The organism is Pinisolibacter sp. DMC100, assembly GCF_056313705.1.
Map to the genome: position 1 here is coordinate 191,425 of NZ_JBQUZT010000004.1, position 20,061 is coordinate 211,485.

Consider the following 20,061-nt stretch of genomic DNA (forward strand, 5'->3'; position numbering starts at 1 on the left):
CTGGGCTCGGCATGAGAGGGGCCGGGGAGCGTGGCGCTACGCCCCCGACGCGCGCCCTCACCCCTCGCCGCGCTCCCGCCTGAGCTTCGCCCACCAGTCGAGCCGCTTGCGGATCTCGCGTTCGAAGCCACGTTCCGCGGGATCGTAGAGGCGGAGGCGGCCGAGTTTTTCGGGGAAGTAGTTCTGCCCCGAGAAGGCATCCGGCTCGTCGTGGTCGTAGCGGTAGCCCTCGGAATAGCCCTCCTGCTTCATCAGCTTGGTGGGGGCGTTGAGGATGTGCTTGGGCGGCGGCAGCGAGCCGGCGTCCTTGGCCAGCCGGCGGGCGGCCTTCAACGCCATGTAGACGGCGTTCGACTTCGGCGCGGTCGCGACATAGACGAGCGCGTTGGCGATCGCCAGCTCGCCCTCGGGGCTGCCGAGGAAGTCGTAGGCGTCCTTGGCGTTGTTGGCGACGACCAGCGCCTGCGGATCGGCGAGGCCGACGTCCTCGGCCGCCATGACGACGATGCGGCGGGCGAGGAAGAGCGGGCTCTCGCCCGCCTCCAGCATGCGCGCGTACCAGTAGAGCGCCGCGTCGGGGTCGGACCCGCGCACCGACTTGTGCATCGCCGAGATCAGATTGTAGTGGCCGTCCTGCGACTTGTCGTAGATCGGCGCGCGCCGCTGGACGACCTCGGCCAGACCCTTCTCGTCGAAGACCTCGCCCTCGCGGGCGGCGCGGATGACGTCCTCGGCGAGCGTCAGCGAGGCGCGGCCGTCGCCGTCGGCCATGCGCACGAGGAGCGCGCGGGCGCCCTCGTCGAGCGGCAGCGGGTGGCCGAGTTCCTCCTCGGCGCGGGCGAGCAGACGCGCGATCGCCGCCTCGTCGAGCGACTTGAAGACCAGCACGTGCGAGCGCGAGAGCAACGCCGCATTGAGTTCGAACGACGGGTTCTCGGTCGTGGCGCCGACCAGCACGATGGTACCGTCCTCCATCACGGGGAGGAAACTGTCGAGCTGGGCGCGGTTGAAGCGATGGATCTCGTCGACGAAGAGCAGCGTGCCGCGCCCCATCGCGCGCTTCGCCCGCGCCGCCTCGAAGACCTTCTTCAGATCCGCGACGCCGGTGAAGATCGCCGAGACCTGTTCGAACTCGAGATCGGTCTCGCCCGCGAGCAACCGCGCCACCGTCGTCTTGCCGGTGCCGGGCGGGCCCCAGAAGACCAGCGAGCCGAGGCTGCCGGAGCGCAGCATGCGGGTGATGGTGCCGTCCGGGCCGACGAGATGGTCCTGACCGACGACGTCCGACAGCTTCTTCGGGCGCAGCCGGTCGGCGAGCGGCCGCGGGGTCGCCCGTTCCAATCCGGCGGCGGCGAAGAGGTCGGTCATCGCCCGCTCCTCACCTGAGCGCCAGCCGCAGCACCTGACCGTCGCGGCGCACGGCGATGCGCCAGAAGGACGGGTCGGAGGCGGCGAGACGGGCGAGGCTCGCGGTGTCGCGGACCTCGACGCCGTTGACCTCGAGCACGACGTCGCCCTTCTGGAAGCCGACGCGGGCGGCCGGCGAGCCGGCGGCGACCGAGGCGATCGCCACGCCGTTGGCATCGAGCGATATGCGCAGCTCTTCCGCCGCGGCGGGCGAGAGATTGACGATGGTCGCGCCGGCGAAGGGCGAGGCGGTCTCGATGGTGCGGGCGTCGCGCGGCGGGGTCTCGGGCGCGGCGACCGAGGCGAGTTCCAGCTGCTGCCGCTTGCCGGCGCGCACGACGTCGAGTTTCACGATGCCGCCCAGCGTGCGGGTGCCGAAGCGGAAACCGAAGACGTCCGGATCGTCGACCTCGTGGCCGTCGACGGCGACGATCAGGTCGCCGATCCTGAGGCCCGCGGCGGCGGCCGGCCCCTTCGGGGCGAGGCCGGTCACCAGCGCGCCGAAGGGCCGGTCTAGGCCGAGACCCTCGGCGACGTCGGCGGTGACGTTCTGCACCGTGGCACCGAGCCAGGGGCGGCGAACGACCGAACCGTTCTTCGCCTGTTCGAGAACGAACTTGACCACCGTCGAGGGGATGGCGAAGCCGATGCCGATCGAGCCGCCCGACGAGGAGTAGATCGACGAAGGCACGCCGACGAGGCGGCCTTCGAGATCGACCAGGGCGCCGCCGGAGTTGCCGGGATTGATCGCCGCGTCGGTCTGGATGAAGTAGCGGCTCTCGCCGGCGCCGACCTGGGTGCGGGCGAGCGCCGAGACGATGCCCTGCGTCACCGTCTGGCCGACGCCGAAGGGATTGCCCATGGCGAGCACCAGGTCGCCGACCTGCAGGCTCTCCGAATCGCCGATGCGGGCGAAGGGATAGGTGCCCTTCTCGCGGATCTTGATCACCGCCACGTCGGTGCGCTCGTCCTTCAGCACGATGTCGGCCTCGAACTCGCGCTTGTCGGCGAGTGCCACCTTCACTTCCGTCGCGTCGGCGATGACGTGGACGTTGGTGACGATGATGCCGGAGGGATCGACGATCGTGCCGGAACCGAGCGACGACTGGACACGCGCCGGCGGCTCCACCCCGCCGCCGAAGAACTGGCGGAAGAAGGGATCGGCGAAGAGCGGATTGGTCGGCGCCTGGACGCGCCGCGTCGCGTAGACGTTGACGACCGCCGGGGCGACCGTCTTGACCACCGGCGAAAACGAGAGCTGGACCTGCGCCCGGCTCTCGGGGACGACGGTCGTCTGGGCCGACGCAGGAAACGCCGCGGTCACGAGCATCAGGGAAGCGAGGAGCGAAAGGGAGGTCGGCTTCATCGGTCGGGTTCTCTCGAATGGTCGCCGAGATTTAGGCGCTCAGGACACGGCGCGCCAGTCGCAACGCCGTCACGTCATCCGATCAGTGCGTCGAATCCCGACGAATTCACGGCACGGCTCGAAATCGCCCGTGAACCCGCGAAGGAATCGGGTGCCCCCGGCAGCGGCGGGGCGAATGCCGAACCCTCGAAGAGACAGTCGAGCAGGCGCGAGTCGGAGATCTCGCAGCCGTCGTCGAACCGGGTGTCGACGAAGACGCAATCGACGAAGAGCGCACGACGGAACGCCGTGTCGGCGAAGACGCAGGCCTCGAAGCGGCAGCCGGCGAAGATCGTGGCGTCGAAGAACCCGGTGGCGCAGTCGAACCGCCGGAACAGGCAATTGCGGAAGATGCCGGCGAGATGGAGGCTCGTCGCCTCGACACCGCCGAAGGTGCAGCCGTCGAAGACGTTGTCCTTGCCCCAGACGCCGAGGCCGACGTAGCGACGATATTCCGTGTCCTCGACGTGCATGGCCGACCGCTCCACGACCCCGCTAGGGTCGCGATCGATGGTGCCTCCGTGCCGAGCGCGACGCAACCGGGGGATCCCCTCCGGTCGCGTCGCGCTCGAAGAGCGCTCAGCGGGCGGCGAGGGCGGCGAAGATCTCCGCCGTCTTGCCGTCGCGCTCGGCGTGGCGCAGCGGTTCGCAGCGGCCGACGATCACCTCGGAAGGCGTCGGATCGCGGTCGAGGATCGCCATCACCTCGGCGATGAAGTCGGCGAGCGGCATGGCGCGCGGGTCGACCGCCTGATGCGGGCCCATCAGCTCGGTCTGGACATAGGGCGGCGCGATCTCGATCGCCTCGACCGCGGTCTCCTTCAACTGATGGCGGAGCGACATGGTCCAGGAGTGCAGCGCCGCCTTGGTCGCCGAGTAGGTCGGCGTCAGGGCGAGGGGCACGAAGGCCAGACCCGACGTGACGGTGAGGATCGCCGCCTTCGGCCGGGTCAGGAGATGCGGCAGCAGCGCCACGGTGAGGCGGATCGGGCCGAGCAGATTGGTGGCGACGGTCGCCTCGGCGGTCGCCAGCCAATCGTGTCCCGCGACGTCCTCCGCCCGCATGATGCCGGCGTTGTGGAGGACGACGTTCAGATCCGGGTGGTTCGCGACGATCTCGGCGGAGAAGGCCGCGATCGAGGCGGGATCGGCGACGTCGAGCTCCATCGCGATCATGCCGGGATTGGCGGCGACGACTGCGTCGAGCGCCGCGCGCCGACGGCTCGCGACGATCACGGTGTTGCCGCGGGCGTGGAACTGCTCCGCCAGACGCCGGCCGATGCCGCTGGCGCCGCCGGTGACGAGGATGCAGTTGCCGGTCTTGTCCATGGGGAGACCCTTTCTTCGGTTGCGTGAAGACAGGATAGGGTCCACCCTCTCTTCTGGTAAGAAGGCACCGAAAATATCCATACTTACCGAATGGAGAGTGTCATGGCGGACGCGACGACGACCGACAGCCTGTTCGCGGCGAGCTGCGTCCACCCGACGCCGGAGGACCCGGCGGTCGAGGCGCTGGTGACGGCGATCATTGCGCAGGTGGCGGACAAGTGGACGCTGCTGGTGCTCGAGGCGCTGACCGAACACGGCACGATGCGCTTCGGCGAGATCGGCCGGGCGGTCGAGGGCATCAGCCAGAAGATGCTGACCAAGACGCTGCGCGACATGGAGCGGATCGGGCTGGTCTCGCGCACGGTGCATCCGGTGGTGCCGCCGCACGTCGACTATGCGCTGACCGATCTCGGCCGGACGCTGGGCGCGGCCTTCTGCGGGGTTTGGACCTGGGCGGCGGAGAACCGCGAGCGGATCGAGGCGGCACGCGCCGCCTTCGACGGACGCGAGAGCGCCCGGGGGTGAGCGAGCGACCGTTCCGCTCGATCGACGCCGGAGCGATCCCCTCTCAGGCCCGAGGAGAGCGACGAAGCGCGACGAAGCTTCCCGTCAGGCGGCCGACGACGATGCCGCCGCAGGTCAGCACCGATCCGATCTCCAATCGCGCTCGCCCCTTGCGATCGAACATCGTCAGGAACCGTGGCCATGCGCTCGGGTCGGCCAGTGCCGCGCGGGCCTCGAACGCCGACCCGATCGGCTTCTCGTAGGCCATCTCGTTGCTCTGAATCACGATCTCGCCGTCGCGGCCGGCGCCGGTCAGGCGAAGGTGCAGGACCGACCAGGCCGCGAGAATCGCCACCGCCGACGCGCTGCCCCCGAAGACCGTCTTCTTGTGATTGACGTTCGGCCCCAGCGGCGCCCTCAGGACGACGCCGTCGCCGTCCGCCGACACGACCGACACGCCCATCGCCGCCGACAGCGGGATCTGTGCGTGGAGATAGTTCTGCAGTGCCCGTTCGTCGAACATCGCCCACCTCGTCTCCGATCTCCGCGCCGCGGCGCGGTCGCGCGCCCCGCATCGAACGCCCTCGTCGAGGCACGAAAAAGGCGGCCTCTCGCGAGGCCGCCTCTCGTAGACTCTACCGTGCCCGAAGGCGCCGATCACGCGGCGGCTTCGTCGGCCTCGCGGCGAGCGCGGTCCTCGGCGCCCTTGGCCGAGACGTCGCGGTCGACGAACTCGATCACGGCGACGGCGGCGTTGTCGCCGTAGCGGAAGCCGGCCTTGAGGATGCGGAGATAGCCGCCGGCGCGGTCCTTGTAGCGCGGGCCGATGACGTCGAAGAGCTTCTTCACGGCCTTCTCGTCACGGATCTGGCCGACGGCCAGACGACGCGAGTTGAGGTCGCCACGCTTGGCGTAGGTCACCAGCTTCTCGACGATCGGACGCAGGTCCTTCGCCTTCGGCAGGGTGGTCACGATCTGCTCGTGGGTGATGAGGGAAGCCGCCATGTTGGCGAACATCGCCTTGCGATGTTCCCAGGTGCGGTTGAGCTTGCGGCCAGCCTTGCCGTGACGCATCGGTCTTCTCCGGGTGCGGAGCAGGTTGCCCTGCCCTCGTTGGCGGCGATCGTCTCGATCGGCGCTTCGGTGATCGGTTCTCCCGCACGCGACGGGAGCCCCGGCTCGTCACCGTGGCACCCCGGGTATTGTGCGTCCGGGCTTGGAAGTCTTTGTCACGAAGGGACCTCGGCCCGCTTCGCGTAGTCCTGAACCGGAGCTGTCGCTCCGGTTCGAAAGTCCGGGACCGGAGCCGTGGCTCCGATCCGTAATTCGAGAGGCGTCATACAGCCTCGGACCGCTCTCGAGAAGCCCCCGGAGGGACGAAATCTCAGAGCTGGTGATCCTCGTAGCGCTTGGCGAGCTCTTCGATGTTCTCCGGCGGCCAGTTGGTGACCTCCATGCCGAGATGGAGACCCATCTGGGCGAGAACTTCCTTGATCTCGTTGAGCGACTTGCGGCCGAAGTTCGGGGTGCGGAGCATCTCGGCTTCGGTCTTCTGGATCAGGTCGCCGATGTAGACGATGTTGTCGTTCTTCAGGCAGTTCGCCGAACGCACCGACAGCTCGAGCTCGTCGACCTTCTTGAGCAGCGCCGGGTTGAAGGCGAGCTCCGGGATCTTCTCCTCGACGGCTTCCTTGCGGGGCTCCTCGAAGTTCACGAAGATCGCCAGCTGGTCCTGCAGGATGCGGGCGGCATAGGCGACGGCGTCGTCCGGAGCGACCGAACCGTCGGTCTCCAGGCTCAGCGTCAGCTTGTCGTAGTCGAGAACCTGGCCCTCGCGGGTGTTCTCGACCTTGTAGGACACCTTCTTGACCGGCGAATAGAGGCTGTCGACCGGGATGAGACCGATCGGCGCGTCCTCGGGACGGTTGCGGTCGGCCGGGACGTAGCCCTTGCCGGTGGCGACCGTCAGCTCCATGCGGATCTCGGCACCGTCGTCGAGGGTGCAGATCGCGAGCTCGGGGTTCAGGATCTCGATGTCGCCGACGGTCTGGATGTCACCGGCGGTGACGACGCCCGGACCGGTCTTGCGGACGACCATGCGCTTGGGCAGGTCGCCGTGCATCTTCACCGAGATCTCCTTGATGTTCAGGATGATGTCGGTGACGTCCTCGCGCACGCCGGGGATCGAGGAGAACTCGTGCAGGACGCCGTCGATCTGCACCGCGGTCACGGCCGCGCCCTGCAGCGACGACAGCAGGACGCGACGCAGCGCGTTGCCGAGGGTCAGACCGAAACCGCGCTCGAGCGGCTCGGCGACGACGGTCGCCTTGCGGCGCGCGTCTTCGCCCGGCTTCACCTCGAGCTTGTTCGGACGGATGAGTTCCTGCCAATTCTTGTGAATGGTCACGGGGTCGTACCTTTCGGGCAATGCGGCGGGATATCGGTGGCGCCCACCACCCTGCCCGCGCCGCCGGAGGGAGAAACGAGAGAAGCGGCGGGTGGACGACCCGCCGCTTCCGAGGGCTGCCCGCCCTCGATGGGATGTCGATCCCCGGCCGGGCCAGGGATCGCGCGATCAGACGCGACGACGCTTGCGCGGACGGCAACCGTTGTGCGGGATCGGGGTCACGTCGCGGATCGAGGTCACCATGAAGCCGGCCGCCTGGAGAGCGCGCAGCGCGGATTCACGGCCCGAACCGGGGCCACGGACTTCCACCTCGACGGTACGCATGCCGTGCTCGGACGCCTTGCGAGCGGCGTCCTCGGCGGCGACCTGCGCGGCGTAGGGGGTCGACTTGCGCGAGCCCTTGAAGCCGAGAGCGCCGGCCGACGACCAGGAGATCGTGTTGCCCTGAGCATCGGTGATGGTGATCATCGTGTTGTTGAACGTGGAGTTCACGTGCACGACGCCGGAGGTGATGTTCTTGCGTTCGCGCCGCTTGACGCGAGTGGCTTCCTTGGCCATGTGACTTACCTACTCGAGATATCTACACCGCCGTAATTCCGGCGGCTCCACCGGGACGGGCGTCTCACGACGCGCGCCCGAAACGAATTACTTCTTCTTGCCCGCGATCGCCTTCGCCGGACCCTTGCGGGTGCGAGCGTTGGTGTGCGTGCGCTGGCCGCGGACCGGAAGGCCGCGACGATGACGCAGGCCGCGGTAGCAGCCCAGGTCCATGAGACGCTTGATGTTCATCGCGACCTCGCGACGCAGATCGCCTTCGACGAGGTAGTCGCGGTCGATCACTTCGCGGATCTGAAGAACTTCGGCATCCGACAGCTCGTTCACGCGACGGTCATACGCAATGTTGACCTTCTGCATGATCTCGTCGGCCTTCTTCTGGCCGATGCCGTGGATGTACTGAAGCGCGATGACGACGCGCTTGTTGGTCGGAATATTGACGCCTGCGATGCGGGCCACGGTTTCTCTCCAGTCAAATCACGGGAACGCCTCGCGACGCTCCCGATTCGAGCCCGGCCATCCCTCGCGTGACGGACAGCCGTTCACGACGAAAGGATCGGTGGCCGAAAACCCTTCGGTTCCGGCCCCGATCGCTCACCATCGCGATGTGGGCCGGTCGATACAGGATTCCGCGGCCGAGCGCAACCGCCCGGCCGCGGAACCTTGTCCTTTCGTCGAACGGGTGGCCCCCGTCCGACGAATCTCTTCGCCGTTCAGGCGCCCAGGATGGCGCCGATCGCGGCGGTGACCTCGTCGATCGACTTCATGCCGTCGACGGTCTTCAGCTCGCCGGTCGAGGCGTAGTAGCCCGACAGCGGAGCCGTCTTTTCCTGATACTCGCCGAGGCGCTTGCGGAAGCTCTCGGGATTGTCGTCGGCGCGCGGCGTGCCGCCGGCGGCGATCGTCTCGGCGACGCGGTTCTCCATGCGGGCGACCAGCGCGTCGACGTCGACGATCAGTTCGATCACCGCGTCGAGCTTCAGGCCCTTGGAGGCCAGCATCCTGGTGAGCGCCTCGGCCTGCGGAACCGTCCGCGGGAAGCCGTCGAGGATGAAGCCCTTCTGGCAGTCCTTCTCGTCGATGCGGTCGGAGACCACGCCGATGACGATGTCGTCGGAGACGAGACCGCCCGATTCCATCACCGCCTTGGCCTTGAGGCCCACGTCCGTGCCGGCCTTGACGGCGGCGCGGAGCATGTCGCCCGTCGAAAGCTGCACGATGCCGTGCTTCTCGACCAGACGGGCGGCCTGCGTACCCTTGCCGGCGCCCGGCGGTCCCAGAAGAATGAGCCTCATCGACGTCCCCCCTTCAGCTTCGCCCGCTTGATCAGACCTTCGTACTGATGCGCGAGCAGGTGTCCTTGGATCTGCGACACCGTGTCCATGGTCACGGAGACCACGATCAGCAGCGACGTGCCGCCGAAATAGAACGGAACGCCGGTCCAGGAAATCAACAGTTCGGGTAACATGCACACCAGGACGATGTAGATGGCGCCGAGAACCGTGATGCGGGTGAGGACGTAGTCGATGTACTCGGCGGTGCGCTCACCCGGGCGGATGCCGGGGATGAAGCCGCCGTGCTTCTTCAGGTTGTCCGCGGTGTCGACCGGGTTGAAGACGATCGCGGTGTAGAAGAAGGCGAAGAAGACGATCAGCGCCGCATACATGAACATGTAGAGCGGCTGGCCGTGGCCGAGCAGCGCCGTCACCGTCGTCAGCCAGCCCGAGGTCTGGCCCTGCTGGAAGTTGGCGATGGTCGCCGGAACCAGCAGCAGCGAGGACGCGAAGATCGGCGGGATGACGCCCGAGGTGTTGAGCTTGAGCGGCAGATGCGAGCTCTGGCCCTGCATGATCTGGTTGCCGACCTGTCGCTTCGGGTACTGGATCAGGAGCCTGCGCTGGGCGCGCTCCATGAAGACCACGAAGCCGATCACCAGGATCGCCACGACGACGATCGCGAAGATCGCGAAGGTCGAGATCGCGCCCTGACGGCCGAGTTCCAGGGTGCCGGCGATGGCATGCGGCAGGCCCGCGACGATGCCGGCGAAGATGATCAGCGAAGTGCCGTTGCCGATGCCGCGCGAGGTGATCTGCTCACCCAGCCACATCAGGAACAGCGTGCCGCCGACCAGCGTCACGGTCGCGGTGAAGCGGAAGAAGAAGCCCGGCGCGGCGACGACGCCCGAGGCGCCCTCGAGACCGACGGCGATGCCCCAGGCCTGGAAGATGGCGAGGAGCACGGTCAGGAACCGGGTGTACTGGTTCAGCTGCTTGCGACCCGACTCGCCTTCCTTCTTGAGCGCTTCCCAAGAGGGCACGACCGTCGTCATCAGCTGCACGATGATCGAGGCGGAGATGTAGGGCATGATGCCCAGCGCCAGGATCGCCATGCGGCCGACGGCGCCGCCGGAGAACATGTTGAAGAGACCGATGATGCCGGTCTGGGCGTTGTTGAACGCCTTGGCGAGGGCGCCGGCGTCGATGCCCGGCAGCGGCAGGTAAGTGCCAAGCCGATAGACGAGAAGCGCACCCAGCGTGAACCAGATGCGCTTCTTCAGTTCCTCGGCCTTGCCGAAGGCACCCCAGTTGAGATTGGCCGCGAGCTGTTCGGCAGCAGACGCCATGTCGGTCTCCGGTGCTTCGTAAGGGAGTATGTCCGATGGTTCGAAAGCGGCCGATCGCTCGGCCGCTCCCGTCAATCCCGATGGGCGGGGCCGATCACTCGGCCGCGTCCGCCTTCTTCTTCTCGGCGACGACGACCTTGCCGCCGGCCTTCTCGACCGCCGCGATCGCGGGGGCGGAGCCACCGGCGATCTCGAACGACAGCGCGCCCTTCGGCTCGCCCGGTCCGATCAGACGGACGCCGTCCTTGACCCGACGGATCACGCCGGCAGCCTTCAGCGCGTCGGCCGAGATGACCGAGGCGGCGTCGAGCTTGCCCGCATCGATCGCCGCCTGAACGCGGGCGATCGAGACCTCGTTGTAGTCGAGGCGGAAGATGTTGTTGAAGCCGCGCTTCGGCAGGCGGCGATGCAGAGGCATCTGACCACCTTCGAAGCCCTTGATGGCGACGCCGGAGCGCGCCTTCTGGCCCTTGACGCCCTTGCCCGAGGTCTTGCCCAGGCCCGAGCCGATGCCGCGACCGAGGCGCTTGCCGGTCTTGGCGGCGCCGACGTTGTCGCTGATCTCGTTGAGCTTCATCGCTCGGATCCTTCTCAGTTCTCTTCGACGATGCGAACGAGGTGGGCGACCTTGGCAATCATACCGCGCACGGCCGGAGTGTCCTCCAGCGTGGAACGGCGATGCCGCTTGTTGAGGCCGAGACCGATCAGGGTCTTCTCCTGAACGTCCGGGCGACGGATCGGCGAGCCGATCTGCTCGACCGTGACGGTCTTGACCGTGGCGTTGTTCGACATGGGGTTCACCCTAGCTTTCTTCAAGACCGACGCCCCCTCGCCTCACGACGGGAGAGCGGCCGGTTCGTCTCACGCCTCGGCCGACGCGTCGGCGCCTTCGGCACCGCGACGGCTCTGGAGGGTCGACACCTTCATGCCGCGGCGAGCGGCGACGGAACGGGGGCTGTCCTCGGCCTTCAGGGCATCGAAGGTCGCGCGAACCATGTTGTACGGGTTCGACGAGCCCATCGACTTCGCCACGACGTCCTGGACGCCGAGCGTTTCGAAGACCGCGCGCATCGGGCCGCCGGCGATGATGCCGGTACCGGCCGGGGCGGCACGGACGATGACGCGGCCGGCACCGTGATGGCCGACGACGTCGTGGTGGAGCGTGCGGCCCTCGCGGAGCGAGACGCGGATCAGACCGCGCTTCGCCGCCTCGGTGGCCTTGCGGATGGCTTCCGGCACTTCACGAGCCTTGCCGTGGCCGAAGCCGACGCGGCCCTTCTGGTCGCCGACGACGACGAGCGCGGCGAAGCCGAAGCGACGGCCGCCCTTCACCACCTTGGCGACGCGGTTGATGTGCACCAGCCGGTCGACGAATTCGCTGTCGCGTTCTTCCCGCTCGAGCTTTGCCATGTCGAATGATCCCTCGTGCGCAGCCTTCCCGGCGCGCCTCGTTTGTTGATCAGAACTCGAGACCGCCCTCACGGGCGGCTTCGGCGAGGGCCTGGACGCGGCCGTGGTAGATGAAGCGGCCGCGATCGAACACGACCTCCTTCACACCCGCGGCGACAGCGCGCTCGGCGACGAGCTTGCCGACGGCTTCCGCCGCGGCCTTGTCGGCGCCGGTCTTCAGGCTGCTCTTGAGCGAGGCGTCCAGGGTCGACGCGGCAGCGAGGGTGACACCCGCCGCGTCGTCGATGATCTGGGCATAGATGTTCTTCGACGAGCGATGAACCGAGAGCCGCGGGCGGCCGTTCGCCGCCGCCTTGACGGCACGGCGCACGCGAGCCGCACGACGCTCCGTAGTGGTCTGATGGGCCATGGCGGCTGCTCCTTACTTCTTCTTGCCTTCCTTGCGGAAGATCTTCTCGTCGGCATACTTGACACCCTTGCCCTTGTAGGGCTCGGGGCCGCGCCACTCGCGGATCTCCGCGGCGACCTGACCGACCTGCTGCTTGTCGATGCCAGTCACGATGATCTGGTCCTGCTTCGGGCCGGCCACCTGGATGGTGATGCCTTCCGGAACCGGGAACAGCACGTCGTGGCTGTAGCCGAGCGACAGCGTCAGGGTCTTGCCGTTGAGGGCAGCCTTGTAGCCGACGCCGTTGATCTCGAGCTTCTTCTCGAAGCCCTTGGAGACGCCGACCACGAGGTTCGAGATCATCGTGCGGGACATGCCCCACAGCGAGCGAGCCTGCTTGGACTCGTCGCGCGGCTTGACCGCGATGCCCTCGTCACCCTTGGTGACTTCCACGAGATCGTGGACGGTGAAAGAAAGGGCACCCTTGGGGCCCTTGACGTTGACGGCCTGTCCCGCGACTTCCGCGGTGACACCGGCGGGAACCGGCACGGCCTTCTTTCCGATGCGTGACATGGGACTACCCCGTATCGTTTCCGGCCTCAGAAGACCTTGCAGAGCACTTCGCCGCCGACATTCGCTTCGCGAGCGGCGTGGTCGGCCAGAACACCCTTCGGCGTGGACAGGATCGTCACACCGAGGCCGTTGGCGACACGCGGGATATTCGCGACCGAGGTGTAGACGCGGCGGCCGGGCTTCGACACGCGGGCGATCTCACGGATCACCGGCTGGCCGTCGAAGTACTTCAGCTCGACTTCGAACTCGGACTTGCCGCCGTCGAACTCGACCTTGGTGTAGCCGCGGATGTAGCCCTCGGCCTTCAGCACGTCGAGAAGGTTGGCGCGCAGCTTCGAGGCCGGCGTCTTCAGCGAGGACTTCTTCCGCAGCTGCGCGTTGCGGATACGGGTGATCAGATCGCCCAGAGGATCAGAGAGGCTCATGGTACTTTCCTCACCAGCTCGACTTCACCAGGCCCGGGATCATGCCCATGTTGCCCAGTTCACGAAGCGCGACGCGCGACATCTTCAGCTTGCGATAGAACGCGCGCGGACGGCCCGTCACTTCGCAACGGTTGCGAATGCGGACCTTGGCGCCGTTGCGCGGCATTTCGGCGAGCTTGAACACCGCCTGCATGCGCTCCTCCAGCGAGGACTCGCGATTCATGATCACCGCCTTGAGGTCGGTGCGCTTCTTGAGATCGCGCGCCGTCATGTTGCGACGGCGGTTGTTCTTCTCGATCGAGCTCTTCTTGGCCATGTCTTTCCTATCCTCTGCCGTAACGGCTCACTGACGGAACGGGAAGTTGAAGAGCTTGAGCAGCTCCCGGGCTTCGTCGTCGGTCTTCGCCGTCGTACAGACGATGATGTCCATACCCCAGATCTGATCAACCTTGTCGTAGTTGATCTCGGGGAATACGATGTGTTCCTTGACGCCCATGGCATAGTTGCCGCGGCCGTCGAAGCTCTTGGGGTTCAGGCCGCGGAAGTCGCGGACGCGCGGCAGCGCGATCGTGACCAGGCGGTCGAGGAACTCGTACATGCGGGTCTTGCGAAGGGTGACCTTCGCGCCGATCGGCATGTTCTCACGGATCTTGAACTGCGCGATCGCCTTGCGGGCTCGCGTGATGACCGGCTTCTGGCCGGCGATCTGCGCGAGGTCCGCCGCAGCGGTCGTGGGCTTCTTGGAGTCGGCAGTCGCCTCACCCACACCCATGTTCAGAACGATCTTGTCGAGCGTCGGCACTTCGAACGCGTTCTTGTAGCCGAACTTCTCGATCATCGCCGGGCGCACCACGTCCTCGTAGTGCTTCTTCATCCGCGGCGTCAGGGCAGCCTCAGCCATCGATCACTTCTCCCGAACGCTTGGCGAAACGGACCTTGCGGCCGTCCTCCAACTTCTTGAAGCCGACGCGCGTGGGCTTGCCGTCCTTGTCGGCGATGGCGAGGTTCGAAAGGTGGATCGGAGCCTCTTTCGAGATGATCCCGCCTTCGTTCACGCCCTGCGGCTTCTGATGCCGCTGCACCATGTTCACGCCACGGACGAGCGCACGCTCTTCCGTCGGCATGACCTGAACCACTTCGCCGGACTTGCCCTTGTCACGGCCGGCGAGCACGACGACCTTGTCGCCCTTCTTGATCTTCGCGGCCATCACAGCACCTCCGGCGCCAGCGAAAGGATCTTCGTGTGGTTCTTGGCGCGAAGCTCGCGCGGAACCGGTCCGAAGATACGAGTACCGATCGGCTCCTTCTGATTGTTGATCAGAACGGCCGCGTTGCGGTCGAAACGGATAACCTGTCCGTCCGCCCGATGAATGTCCTTGCTGACGCGAACGACGACCGCCTTCATGACGTCGCCCTTCTTCACGCGTCCGCGCGGAATGGCCTCCTTCACCGACACCACGATGATGTCGCCGACGGTGGCGTACTTGCGCTTCGAACCGCCGAGTACCTTGATGCACATGACGCGCTTGGCACCCGAGTTGTCGGCGACGTCGAGGTTGGTCTGCATTTGAATCATGACCGACCGCCTTTCCTAGTTAGTGTCGCCGAGCCTCAGATCGCGCCGACCGGACCGAGGACCACCCAGCTCTTGTTCTTCGAGAGCGGACGGGTCTCCTCGATCGCGACCTGATCGCCGACCTTGAAGCGGTTCTCTTCGTCGTGAGCGTGGTACTTCTTGGAACGACGCACGGTCTTCTTCAGAAGCGGATGGGTGAAGCGACGCTCCACCTCGACCACGACGGTCTTGTCGTTCTTGTCGCTGACGACGACGCCCTGCAACACGCGCTTCGGCATTGCCGTCTCCCTCAGTTACCGCTCTTGGCGGTGATGACGGTCTGGATCCGCGCGATGTCGCGACGGACCTGGCGCACACGCGCCGTGTTCTCGAGCTGTCCGGTGGCCTTCTGGAAGCGAAGGTTGAACTGCTCTTTCTTCAGCTTCTCGAGCTCGTCGGCGAGTTCGTCGGCCGTCTTCGTCCGGATGTCGGCGATCTTCATCGGTCAACCCTCTCAGTCGGCGATACGCTCGATGAAGCGCGTGCGGATCGGGAGCTTGGCGGCTCCCAGACGCAGCGCTTCTTCGGCGATCTCGTGGCTCACGCCGTCGATCTCGAAGAGAATGCGGCCAGGCTTGACACGGCACGCCCAATATTCGGGAGCGCCCTTGCCCTTACCCATGCGCACTTCGGTCGGCTTCGAAGAAACCGGCACGTCGGGGAACACGCGGATCCACACGCGTCCCTGACGCTTCATCTGACGGGTGATCGCGCGGCGGGCCGCCTCGATCTGACGGGCGGTGACCCGCTCCGGTTCCAGCGCTTTCAGGCCATAGGACCCGAAGTCGAGGGAGAAGCCACCCTTGGCGTCGCCCTTGATCCGGCCCTTGAACTGCTTGCGGAACTTCGTGCGCTTCGGCTGCAGCATCGTCGTTCTCTCTCGTTATCTGTCAATGCGCCGCCGGCCGTCAGGCCCGCTCGCCGTCACGGTCGCGATCGCGGCGACCACGGCCACGACGCTCACCGTCGCGCTCCCGATCACGCTCGCGTCCTTCCGGACGGTCGCGGCGGGTGTTGTCCGGCTCGAGCGCACGGCGCTCGGAAGCCATCGGATCGTGCTCGAGGATCTCGCCCTTGAAGATCCAGACCTTGAGGCCGCAGGTGCCGTAGGCCGTGACCGCGGTGGCGACACCGAAGTCGATGTCCGCACGCAGGGTGTGCAGCGGAACGCGACCTTCACGGTACCACTCGAGGCGAGCGATCTCGGCGCCGCCGAGACGGCCCGAAGCGTTGATGCGGATGCCTTCGGCACCGAAACGCATCGCCGACTGAACGGCGCGCTTCATGGCGCGACGGAAGGCGACGCGACGCTCGAGCTGCTGGGCGATCGAAGCGGCCACCAGGTTGGCATCGATCTCGGGCTTGCGCACCTCGACGATGTTGATGTGCACTTCGGAGTCGGTCAGCTTGGCGACGCCCTTGCGGAGCTTGTCGATGTCGCCGCCCTTCTTGCCGATCACCACGCCCGGACGGGCGGTGTGGATCGAAACCCGGCACTTCTTGTGCGGACGCTCGATGACCACCTTGGAGACGGCCGCCTGCTTGAGCTCGGCGAGCAGATACTTGCGGATCGCGAGATCCTCATGCAGCAGCTTGCCGTACTCGCCCTTGCCGGCGTACCAGCGGGAATCCCAGGTCCGGTTGATGCCGAGCCGGAGACCGATCGGGTTGACCTTCTGTCCCATCAGGCGGACTCCACTTCGCGGACGACGATCGTCAGGTTCGAGAACGGCTTTTCGACGCGCGAGGCGCGACCGCGGGCACGAGCGTGGAAACGCTTCATGACCAGGGCCTTGCCCACGAAGGCTTCGGCGACGACCAGGCTGTCGACGTCGAGCTCGTGGTTGTTCTCGGCATTGGCGATGGCGCTCTCCAGCGTCTTCTTGACGGTGCCGGCGATGCGCTTGCGCGAGAAGGTGAGTTCGGCCAGAGCGGTCGAGACCTTCTTGCCACGGATGAGGGCGGCGACGAGGTTGAGCTTCTGCGGCGAGACGCGGATCATCCGCGTCAGCGCCCGAGCTTCGGTGTCCTTCAGCGCCCGTTCGGTCTTCGGCTTCGACATGGGGCTTACTTCCTCTTCGCCTTCTTGTCGGCAGCGTGACCGTAATAGGTCCGGGTCGGCGAATACTCACCGAACTTCTGGCCGACCATTTCCTCGGAGACGAGGACGGGGATGTGCTTCTGACCGTTGTACACGCCGAAGGTCAGACCGACGAAGTGCGGCAGGATCGTGGAGCGACGGCTCCAGATCTTGATCACTTCGGCGCGGCCCGAAGAACGCGCCTTCTCGGCCTTCTTCAGGAGGTAACCGTCGACGAACGGGCCTTTCCAGACAGAACGAGCCATGGATTACTTACCCTTCTTGGCGTGGCGCGAGCGGACGATGAACTTGTTCGTCGCCTTGTTCGACCGGGTCTTCTTGCCCTTGGTCGGCTTGCCCCACGGCGTCACCGGATGACGGCCGCCGGAGGTGCGGCCTTCGCCGCCGCCGTGCGGATGGTCGACCGGGTTCATGACGACACCACGGTTGTGGGGACGACGACCGAGCCAGCGAGAGCGACCCGCCTTGCCGATCGAGGTGTTCATGTGATCCGGGTTCGACACCGCACCGACGGTCGCCAGGCAGGTGCCGAGGATCAGGCGCTGTTCACCCGAACCGAGGCGGACGATGACGTAGCCCTGGTCACGGCCGACGATCTGAGCGTAGGCACCGGCGGAACGGGCGATCTGACCGCCCTTGCCGGGCTTCAGTTCGACGTTGTGCACGATGGTACCGACCGGGATGTTGCCGATCGGCATCGCGTTGCCGGGCTTCACGTCGACCGAGGCGCCGGAGATCACCGAGTCGCCCACGGCCAGACGCTGCGGCGCCAGGATGTAGGAGAACTCGCCGTCGGCGTACTTGATCAGCGCGATGAACGCCGAACGGTTCGGATCGTACTCGAGACGCTCGACCGTCGCCGACACGTCGACCTTGCGACGCTTGAAGTCGACGATGCGGTAGGTCCGCTTGTGACCGCCGCCCTTGAACCGGGCGGTGATGCGGCCGAGGTTGTTGCGGCCGCCGGACTTGCTCAGACCCTCGGTGAGGGTCTTGAGCGGCTTGCCCTTGTACAGGCCGGATCGGTCGACGATGACCAGCTGGCGAAGGCTGGGCGTGACCGGGTTGAAGGTCTTAAGAGCCATTGTTTCTCTACCCCTGCCTTCAGAGACCGGTCGTCACGTCGATCCGGTGGCCTTCGGCCAGCGTCACGATCGCCTTCTTGACGTCGTCCTGCTTGCCGACGAAGCCCTTGAAGCGCTTCACCTTGCCCATGCGGACCAGGGTGTTCACCTTCTCGACCTGCACCTTGAAGAGCGCCTCGACGGCGGCCTTGATCTCGGGCTTGGTCGCGGACTTGGCGACGTTGAACACCACCTTGTTCTGCTCGGCGGCGATGGTGGACTTCTCGGTGATGACCGGCGAGCGGATCACGTCGTAGTGCGAGAGCTTGACGGTCATGATCACGCCTCCGCCCGGAACCGAGCTTCGATCGCCTCGACCGCGTCCCTGGTGAGGACGAGGGTCTTGCGACGCAGGATGTCGTAGACGTTGATGCCCTGGATCGGGAGAACGTCGACGTTCGGGATGTTGCGAGCAGCGAGACCGAAGTTGGCATCGATCTCGGCGCCGGCGACGACCAGGACGTTCGCGAAGCCGAGCTTCTCGAACTGATCGGCGAGCGTCTTGGTCTTCGGCTCGGCCGCAGTAGCCGATTCGAGGACGACGATCGAGGCCTCCGCGGCCTTGGCCGAAAGCGCATGCTTCAGACCGAGGGCGCGCACCTTCTTCGGCAGGTCGTGCTCGTGCGAGCGGACGACCGGGCCGTGGGCGCGGCCACCACCACGGAAGATCGGCGCGCGCGCCGAGCCGTGACGGGCGGAACCGGTGCCCTTCTGCTTGTAGATCTTCTTGCCCGTCCGGGCGATCTCGGAGCGGCCCTTCACCTTGTGGGTGCCGGCGCGGCGCTTGGCGAGCTGCCACTTGACGACGCGCTGGATGAGATCCGCGCGGGGCTCGAGGCCGAAGATCTCGTCGGAGACGGTGATCTTGCCGGCGTCGGTGCCGTCCAGCTTCTTGACCTGGAACTCCATCACTCGGCCCCCTTCTCTTCAGTGGCGGCGACCGGAGCAGCGGCCATGCGGAACGCGCCCGGAAGCGGCAGGTCGCTCGGCGCCTTGCGCTTCACGGCATCGCGAACGATGATCCAGCCACCCTTGGAGCCGGGAACCGAACCCTCGACGAGGATCAGGCCGCGCTCGACGTCGGTGCGGACGACCTTGAGGTTCTGCGTGGTGACACGCTCGGCGCCCATGTGGCCGGCCATCTTCTTGTTCTTGAAGGTGCGGCCCGGGTCCTGACGGTTACCGGTCGAACCCAGCGAACGGTGCGAGACCGACACGCCGTGGGTGGCGCGCAGACCACCGAAGTTCCAGCGCTTCATACCGCCGGCGAAGCCCTTGCCGATCGAAGTGCCGGTGACGTCGACGAACTGGCCGACGACGAAGTGATCGGCGGTGAGCTCGGCGCCCACTTCGATCAGCTTGTCCGGGTCGACGCGGAACTCGACGACCTTGCGCTTCGGCTCGACGTTCGCCTTGGCGAAGTGGCCGCGCTGCGCCTTGGTGGTGTTCTTCACCTTGGCGAGGCCGGCACCGAGCTGCAGCGCGGTGTAGCCGTTCTTCTCTTCGGTACGGTGGGCGACGACCTGGCAGCCGTCGAGACGCAGGACCGTGACCGGAACCTGCTCGCCCGCATCCGTATAGATGCGGGTCATGCCCAGCTTCTGTGCAATCACACCTGAACGCATGGCGTTCTCTCTTCTTGTGGCGTGTCACCTGAGTGATACACACCTGATTTAGTCAGAGGCTCGGAAGAACTCACGTTCACCGAGCATGGCTGTCGAACCAGAGGCTCTCGATCGGTTGCCCGATCAGAGCTTGATCTCGACGTCGACGCCCGCGGCGAGATCCAGCTTCATCAGCGCGTCGACCGTCTGAGGGGTCGGATCGATGATGTCGAGGAGACGCTTGTGGGTGCGGATTTCGAACTGCTCGCGGCTCTTCTTGTCGACGTGCGGCGAGCGGTTGACCGTGAACTTCTCGATCCGCGTCGGCAGCGGAACCGGGCCACGAACCGAGGCGCCGGTGCGCTTGGCCGTGCTGACGATCTCGCGCGTCGAGGCGTCGAGGACCCGATGGTCGAACGCCTTGAGGCGGATTCGGATGTTCTGACCGTTCATTGATGAACCCTCTGAGGTCGGAAGCGGGCGGGGTCGCCGCCCACTCGACCGATCCCGTTACGCGATGATCTTGGCGACGACGCCGGCGCCGACGGTGCGACCGCCTTCACGGATGGCGAAGCGGAGCTTCTCTTCCAT

Annotated in this window: 34 protein-coding genes; 1 reads left to right on the top strand and 33 read right to left on the bottom strand. The window is 66.4% G+C overall.

Going from position 1 to position 20,061, the window contains the following annotated elements; genetic code table 11:
- Positions 1–57 precede the first annotated feature (57 nt).
- From ACT541_RS16425 to ACT541_RS16440, 4 genes are all read right to left on the bottom strand, one after another.
- On the bottom strand, positions 58–1,368 hold the full coding sequence (locus ACT541_RS16425; protein ID WP_476138174.1) for a replication-associated recombination protein A: 1,311 nt from the start codon (positions 1,366–1,368) through the stop codon (positions 58–60).
- A gap of 10 nt (positions 1,369–1,378) precedes the next feature.
- Entirely contained in the window at positions 1,379–2,773 is a 1,395-nt protein-coding gene (locus tag ACT541_RS16430) for a Do family serine endopeptidase (RefSeq protein WP_476138175.1), read from the bottom strand.
- 74 nt (positions 2,774–2,847) lie between these two features.
- Positions 2,848–3,285: a hypothetical protein gene (locus ACT541_RS16435; RefSeq protein ID WP_476138176.1), complete on the bottom strand. Its 438-nt coding sequence runs from the start codon at positions 3,283–3,285 to the stop codon at positions 2,848–2,850.
- A 106-nt stretch (positions 3,286–3,391) separates the two neighbouring features.
- On the bottom strand, positions 3,392–4,141 hold the full coding sequence (locus tag ACT541_RS16440) for an SDR family oxidoreductase (RefSeq protein WP_476138177.1): 750 nt from the start codon (positions 4,139–4,141) through the stop codon (positions 3,392–3,394).
- Between the two features lie 102 nt (positions 4,142–4,243).
- Between ACT541_RS16440 and ACT541_RS16445 the strand changes: the two genes are divergently transcribed.
- Positions 4,244–4,666, top strand: a complete 423-nt coding sequence (locus ACT541_RS16445) for a winged helix-turn-helix transcriptional regulator (RefSeq protein WP_476138178.1) — start codon at positions 4,244–4,246, stop codon at positions 4,664–4,666.
- Positions 4,667–4,709: 43 nt separating this feature from the next.
- Here the strand turns inward: ACT541_RS16445 and ACT541_RS16450 are convergent, their stop codons facing one another.
- From ACT541_RS16450 to ACT541_RS16590, 29 genes are all read right to left on the bottom strand, one after another.
- The gene (locus ACT541_RS16450) at positions 4,710–5,306 is read right to left on the bottom strand and encodes a thioesterase domain-containing protein (RefSeq protein WP_476138179.1); all 597 of its coding nucleotides are present in this window, start codon (positions 5,304–5,306) and stop codon (positions 4,710–4,712) included.
- A complete protein-coding gene (rplQ, locus tag ACT541_RS16455; protein ID WP_476138180.1) occupies positions 5,303–5,719 on the bottom strand; it encodes a 50S ribosomal protein L17 in 417 nt (138 codons plus the stop codon). The genes ACT541_RS16450 and rplQ overlap by 4 nt, the downstream gene beginning before the upstream one ends.
- Positions 5,720–6,029: 310 nt before the next feature.
- Complete coding sequence (locus ACT541_RS16460) at positions 6,030–7,073, bottom strand: DNA-directed RNA polymerase subunit alpha (RefSeq protein ID WP_476138181.1); 1,044 nt, start codon at positions 7,071–7,073, stop codon at positions 6,030–6,032.
- Positions 7,074–7,220: 147 nt separating this feature from the next.
- Entirely contained in the window at positions 7,221–7,610 is a 390-nt protein-coding gene (gene rpsK / locus ACT541_RS16465; protein WP_476138182.1) for a 30S ribosomal protein S11, read from the bottom strand.
- An 87-nt stretch (positions 7,611–7,697) separates the two neighbouring features.
- Entirely contained in the window at positions 7,698–8,066 is a 369-nt protein-coding gene (gene rpsM, locus ACT541_RS16470) for a 30S ribosomal protein S13 (protein ID WP_476138183.1), read from the bottom strand.
- A gap of 254 nt (positions 8,067–8,320) precedes the next feature.
- Positions 8,321–8,902: an adenylate kinase gene (locus tag ACT541_RS16475; RefSeq protein WP_476138184.1), complete on the bottom strand. Its 582-nt coding sequence runs from the start codon at positions 8,900–8,902 to the stop codon at positions 8,321–8,323.
- Positions 8,899–10,230 carry a preprotein translocase subunit SecY gene (secY, locus tag ACT541_RS16480; RefSeq protein WP_476138185.1) on the bottom strand — a complete coding sequence of 444 codons (1,332 nt, stop codon included), beginning with the start codon at positions 10,228–10,230 and terminating at the stop codon, positions 8,899–8,901. The genes ACT541_RS16475 and secY overlap by 4 nt, the downstream gene beginning before the upstream one ends.
- Before the next feature lie 94 nt (positions 10,231–10,324).
- On the bottom strand, positions 10,325–10,807 hold the full coding sequence (rplO, locus tag ACT541_RS16485; RefSeq protein ID WP_476138186.1) for a 50S ribosomal protein L15: 483 nt from the start codon (positions 10,805–10,807) through the stop codon (positions 10,325–10,327).
- Between the two features lie 14 nt (positions 10,808–10,821).
- Entirely contained in the window at positions 10,822–11,022 is a 201-nt protein-coding gene (rpmD, locus tag ACT541_RS16490; RefSeq protein WP_476138187.1) for a 50S ribosomal protein L30, read from the bottom strand.
- 69 nt (positions 11,023–11,091) lie between these two features.
- The gene (gene rpsE / locus ACT541_RS16495) at positions 11,092–11,640 is read right to left on the bottom strand and encodes a 30S ribosomal protein S5 (protein WP_476138188.1); all 549 of its coding nucleotides are present in this window, start codon (positions 11,638–11,640) and stop codon (positions 11,092–11,094) included.
- A 49-nt stretch (positions 11,641–11,689) separates the two neighbouring features.
- Positions 11,690–12,049: a 50S ribosomal protein L18 gene (rplR, locus tag ACT541_RS16500; protein WP_476138189.1), complete on the bottom strand. Its 360-nt coding sequence runs from the start codon at positions 12,047–12,049 to the stop codon at positions 11,690–11,692.
- A 12-nt stretch (positions 12,050–12,061) separates the two neighbouring features.
- The gene (gene rplF / locus ACT541_RS16505; RefSeq protein WP_476138190.1) at positions 12,062–12,601 is read right to left on the bottom strand and encodes a 50S ribosomal protein L6; all 540 of its coding nucleotides are present in this window, start codon (positions 12,599–12,601) and stop codon (positions 12,062–12,064) included.
- Between the two features lie 26 nt (positions 12,602–12,627).
- The gene (gene rpsH / locus ACT541_RS16510) at positions 12,628–13,026 is read right to left on the bottom strand and encodes a 30S ribosomal protein S8 (protein WP_476138191.1); all 399 of its coding nucleotides are present in this window, start codon (positions 13,024–13,026) and stop codon (positions 12,628–12,630) included.
- Positions 13,027–13,036: 10 nt separating this feature from the next.
- On the bottom strand, positions 13,037–13,342 hold the full coding sequence (rpsN, locus tag ACT541_RS16515; RefSeq protein WP_476138192.1) for a 30S ribosomal protein S14: 306 nt from the start codon (positions 13,340–13,342) through the stop codon (positions 13,037–13,039).
- 27 nt (positions 13,343–13,369) lie between these two features.
- Positions 13,370–13,927, bottom strand: coding sequence for a 50S ribosomal protein L5 (gene rplE, locus ACT541_RS16520; protein WP_476138193.1), 558 nt, complete (start codon positions 13,925–13,927; stop codon positions 13,370–13,372).
- A complete protein-coding gene (rplX, locus tag ACT541_RS16525) occupies positions 13,920–14,234 on the bottom strand; it encodes a 50S ribosomal protein L24 (protein WP_476138194.1) in 315 nt (104 codons plus the stop codon). The genes rplE and rplX overlap by 8 nt, the downstream gene beginning before the upstream one ends.
- The gene (gene rplN / locus ACT541_RS16530; protein ID WP_476138195.1) at positions 14,234–14,602 is read right to left on the bottom strand and encodes a 50S ribosomal protein L14; all 369 of its coding nucleotides are present in this window, start codon (positions 14,600–14,602) and stop codon (positions 14,234–14,236) included. The genes rplX and rplN overlap by 1 nt, the downstream gene beginning before the upstream one ends.
- 35 nt (positions 14,603–14,637) lie before the next feature.
- Entirely contained in the window at positions 14,638–14,880 is a 243-nt protein-coding gene (gene rpsQ / locus ACT541_RS16535) for a 30S ribosomal protein S17 (RefSeq protein WP_476138196.1), read from the bottom strand.
- Between the two features lie 11 nt (positions 14,881–14,891).
- Positions 14,892–15,083, bottom strand: a complete 192-nt coding sequence (rpmC, locus tag ACT541_RS16540) for a 50S ribosomal protein L29 (RefSeq protein ID WP_476138197.1) — start codon at positions 15,081–15,083, stop codon at positions 14,892–14,894.
- Positions 15,084–15,095: 12 nt separating this feature from the next.
- The gene (gene rplP, locus ACT541_RS16545; protein ID WP_476138198.1) at positions 15,096–15,509 is read right to left on the bottom strand and encodes a 50S ribosomal protein L16; all 414 of its coding nucleotides are present in this window, start codon (positions 15,507–15,509) and stop codon (positions 15,096–15,098) included.
- 40 nt (positions 15,510–15,549) lie between these two features.
- The gene (gene rpsC, locus ACT541_RS16550) at positions 15,550–16,326 is read right to left on the bottom strand and encodes a 30S ribosomal protein S3 (RefSeq protein WP_476138199.1); all 777 of its coding nucleotides are present in this window, start codon (positions 16,324–16,326) and stop codon (positions 15,550–15,552) included.
- A complete protein-coding gene (gene rplV / locus ACT541_RS16555; RefSeq protein ID WP_476138200.1) occupies positions 16,326–16,703 on the bottom strand; it encodes a 50S ribosomal protein L22 in 378 nt (125 codons plus the stop codon). The genes rpsC and rplV overlap by 1 nt, the downstream gene beginning before the upstream one ends.
- Positions 16,704–16,708: 5 nt before the next feature.
- Positions 16,709–16,987, bottom strand: coding sequence for a 30S ribosomal protein S19 (gene rpsS, locus ACT541_RS16560; protein ID WP_476138201.1), 279 nt, complete (start codon positions 16,985–16,987; stop codon positions 16,709–16,711).
- Between the two features lie 3 nt (positions 16,988–16,990).
- Positions 16,991–17,827: a 50S ribosomal protein L2 gene (gene rplB / locus ACT541_RS16565; protein WP_476138202.1), complete on the bottom strand. Its 837-nt coding sequence runs from the start codon at positions 17,825–17,827 to the stop codon at positions 16,991–16,993.
- Positions 17,828–17,846: 19 nt separating this feature from the next.
- Positions 17,847–18,143 carry a 50S ribosomal protein L23 gene (locus ACT541_RS16570; protein WP_476138203.1) on the bottom strand — a complete coding sequence of 99 codons (297 nt, stop codon included), beginning with the start codon at positions 18,141–18,143 and terminating at the stop codon, positions 17,847–17,849.
- A 2-nt stretch (positions 18,144–18,145) separates the two neighbouring features.
- Entirely contained in the window at positions 18,146–18,775 is a 630-nt protein-coding gene (gene rplD / locus ACT541_RS16575; protein WP_476138210.1) for a 50S ribosomal protein L4, read from the bottom strand.
- A complete protein-coding gene (gene rplC / locus ACT541_RS16580; protein WP_476138204.1) occupies positions 18,775–19,491 on the bottom strand; it encodes a 50S ribosomal protein L3 in 717 nt (238 codons plus the stop codon). Before rplC ends, rplD begins: the two co-directional genes overlap by 1 nt.
- A gap of 123 nt (positions 19,492–19,614) precedes the next feature.
- Entirely contained in the window at positions 19,615–19,923 is a 309-nt protein-coding gene (gene rpsJ / locus ACT541_RS16585; protein ID WP_217927055.1) for a 30S ribosomal protein S10, read from the bottom strand.
- A gap of 57 nt (positions 19,924–19,980) precedes the next feature.
- A partial coding sequence (locus ACT541_RS16590; RefSeq protein WP_369796697.1) for an EF-Tu C-terminal domain-related protein occupies positions 19,981–20,061 on the bottom strand: 81 nt, incomplete at its 5' end.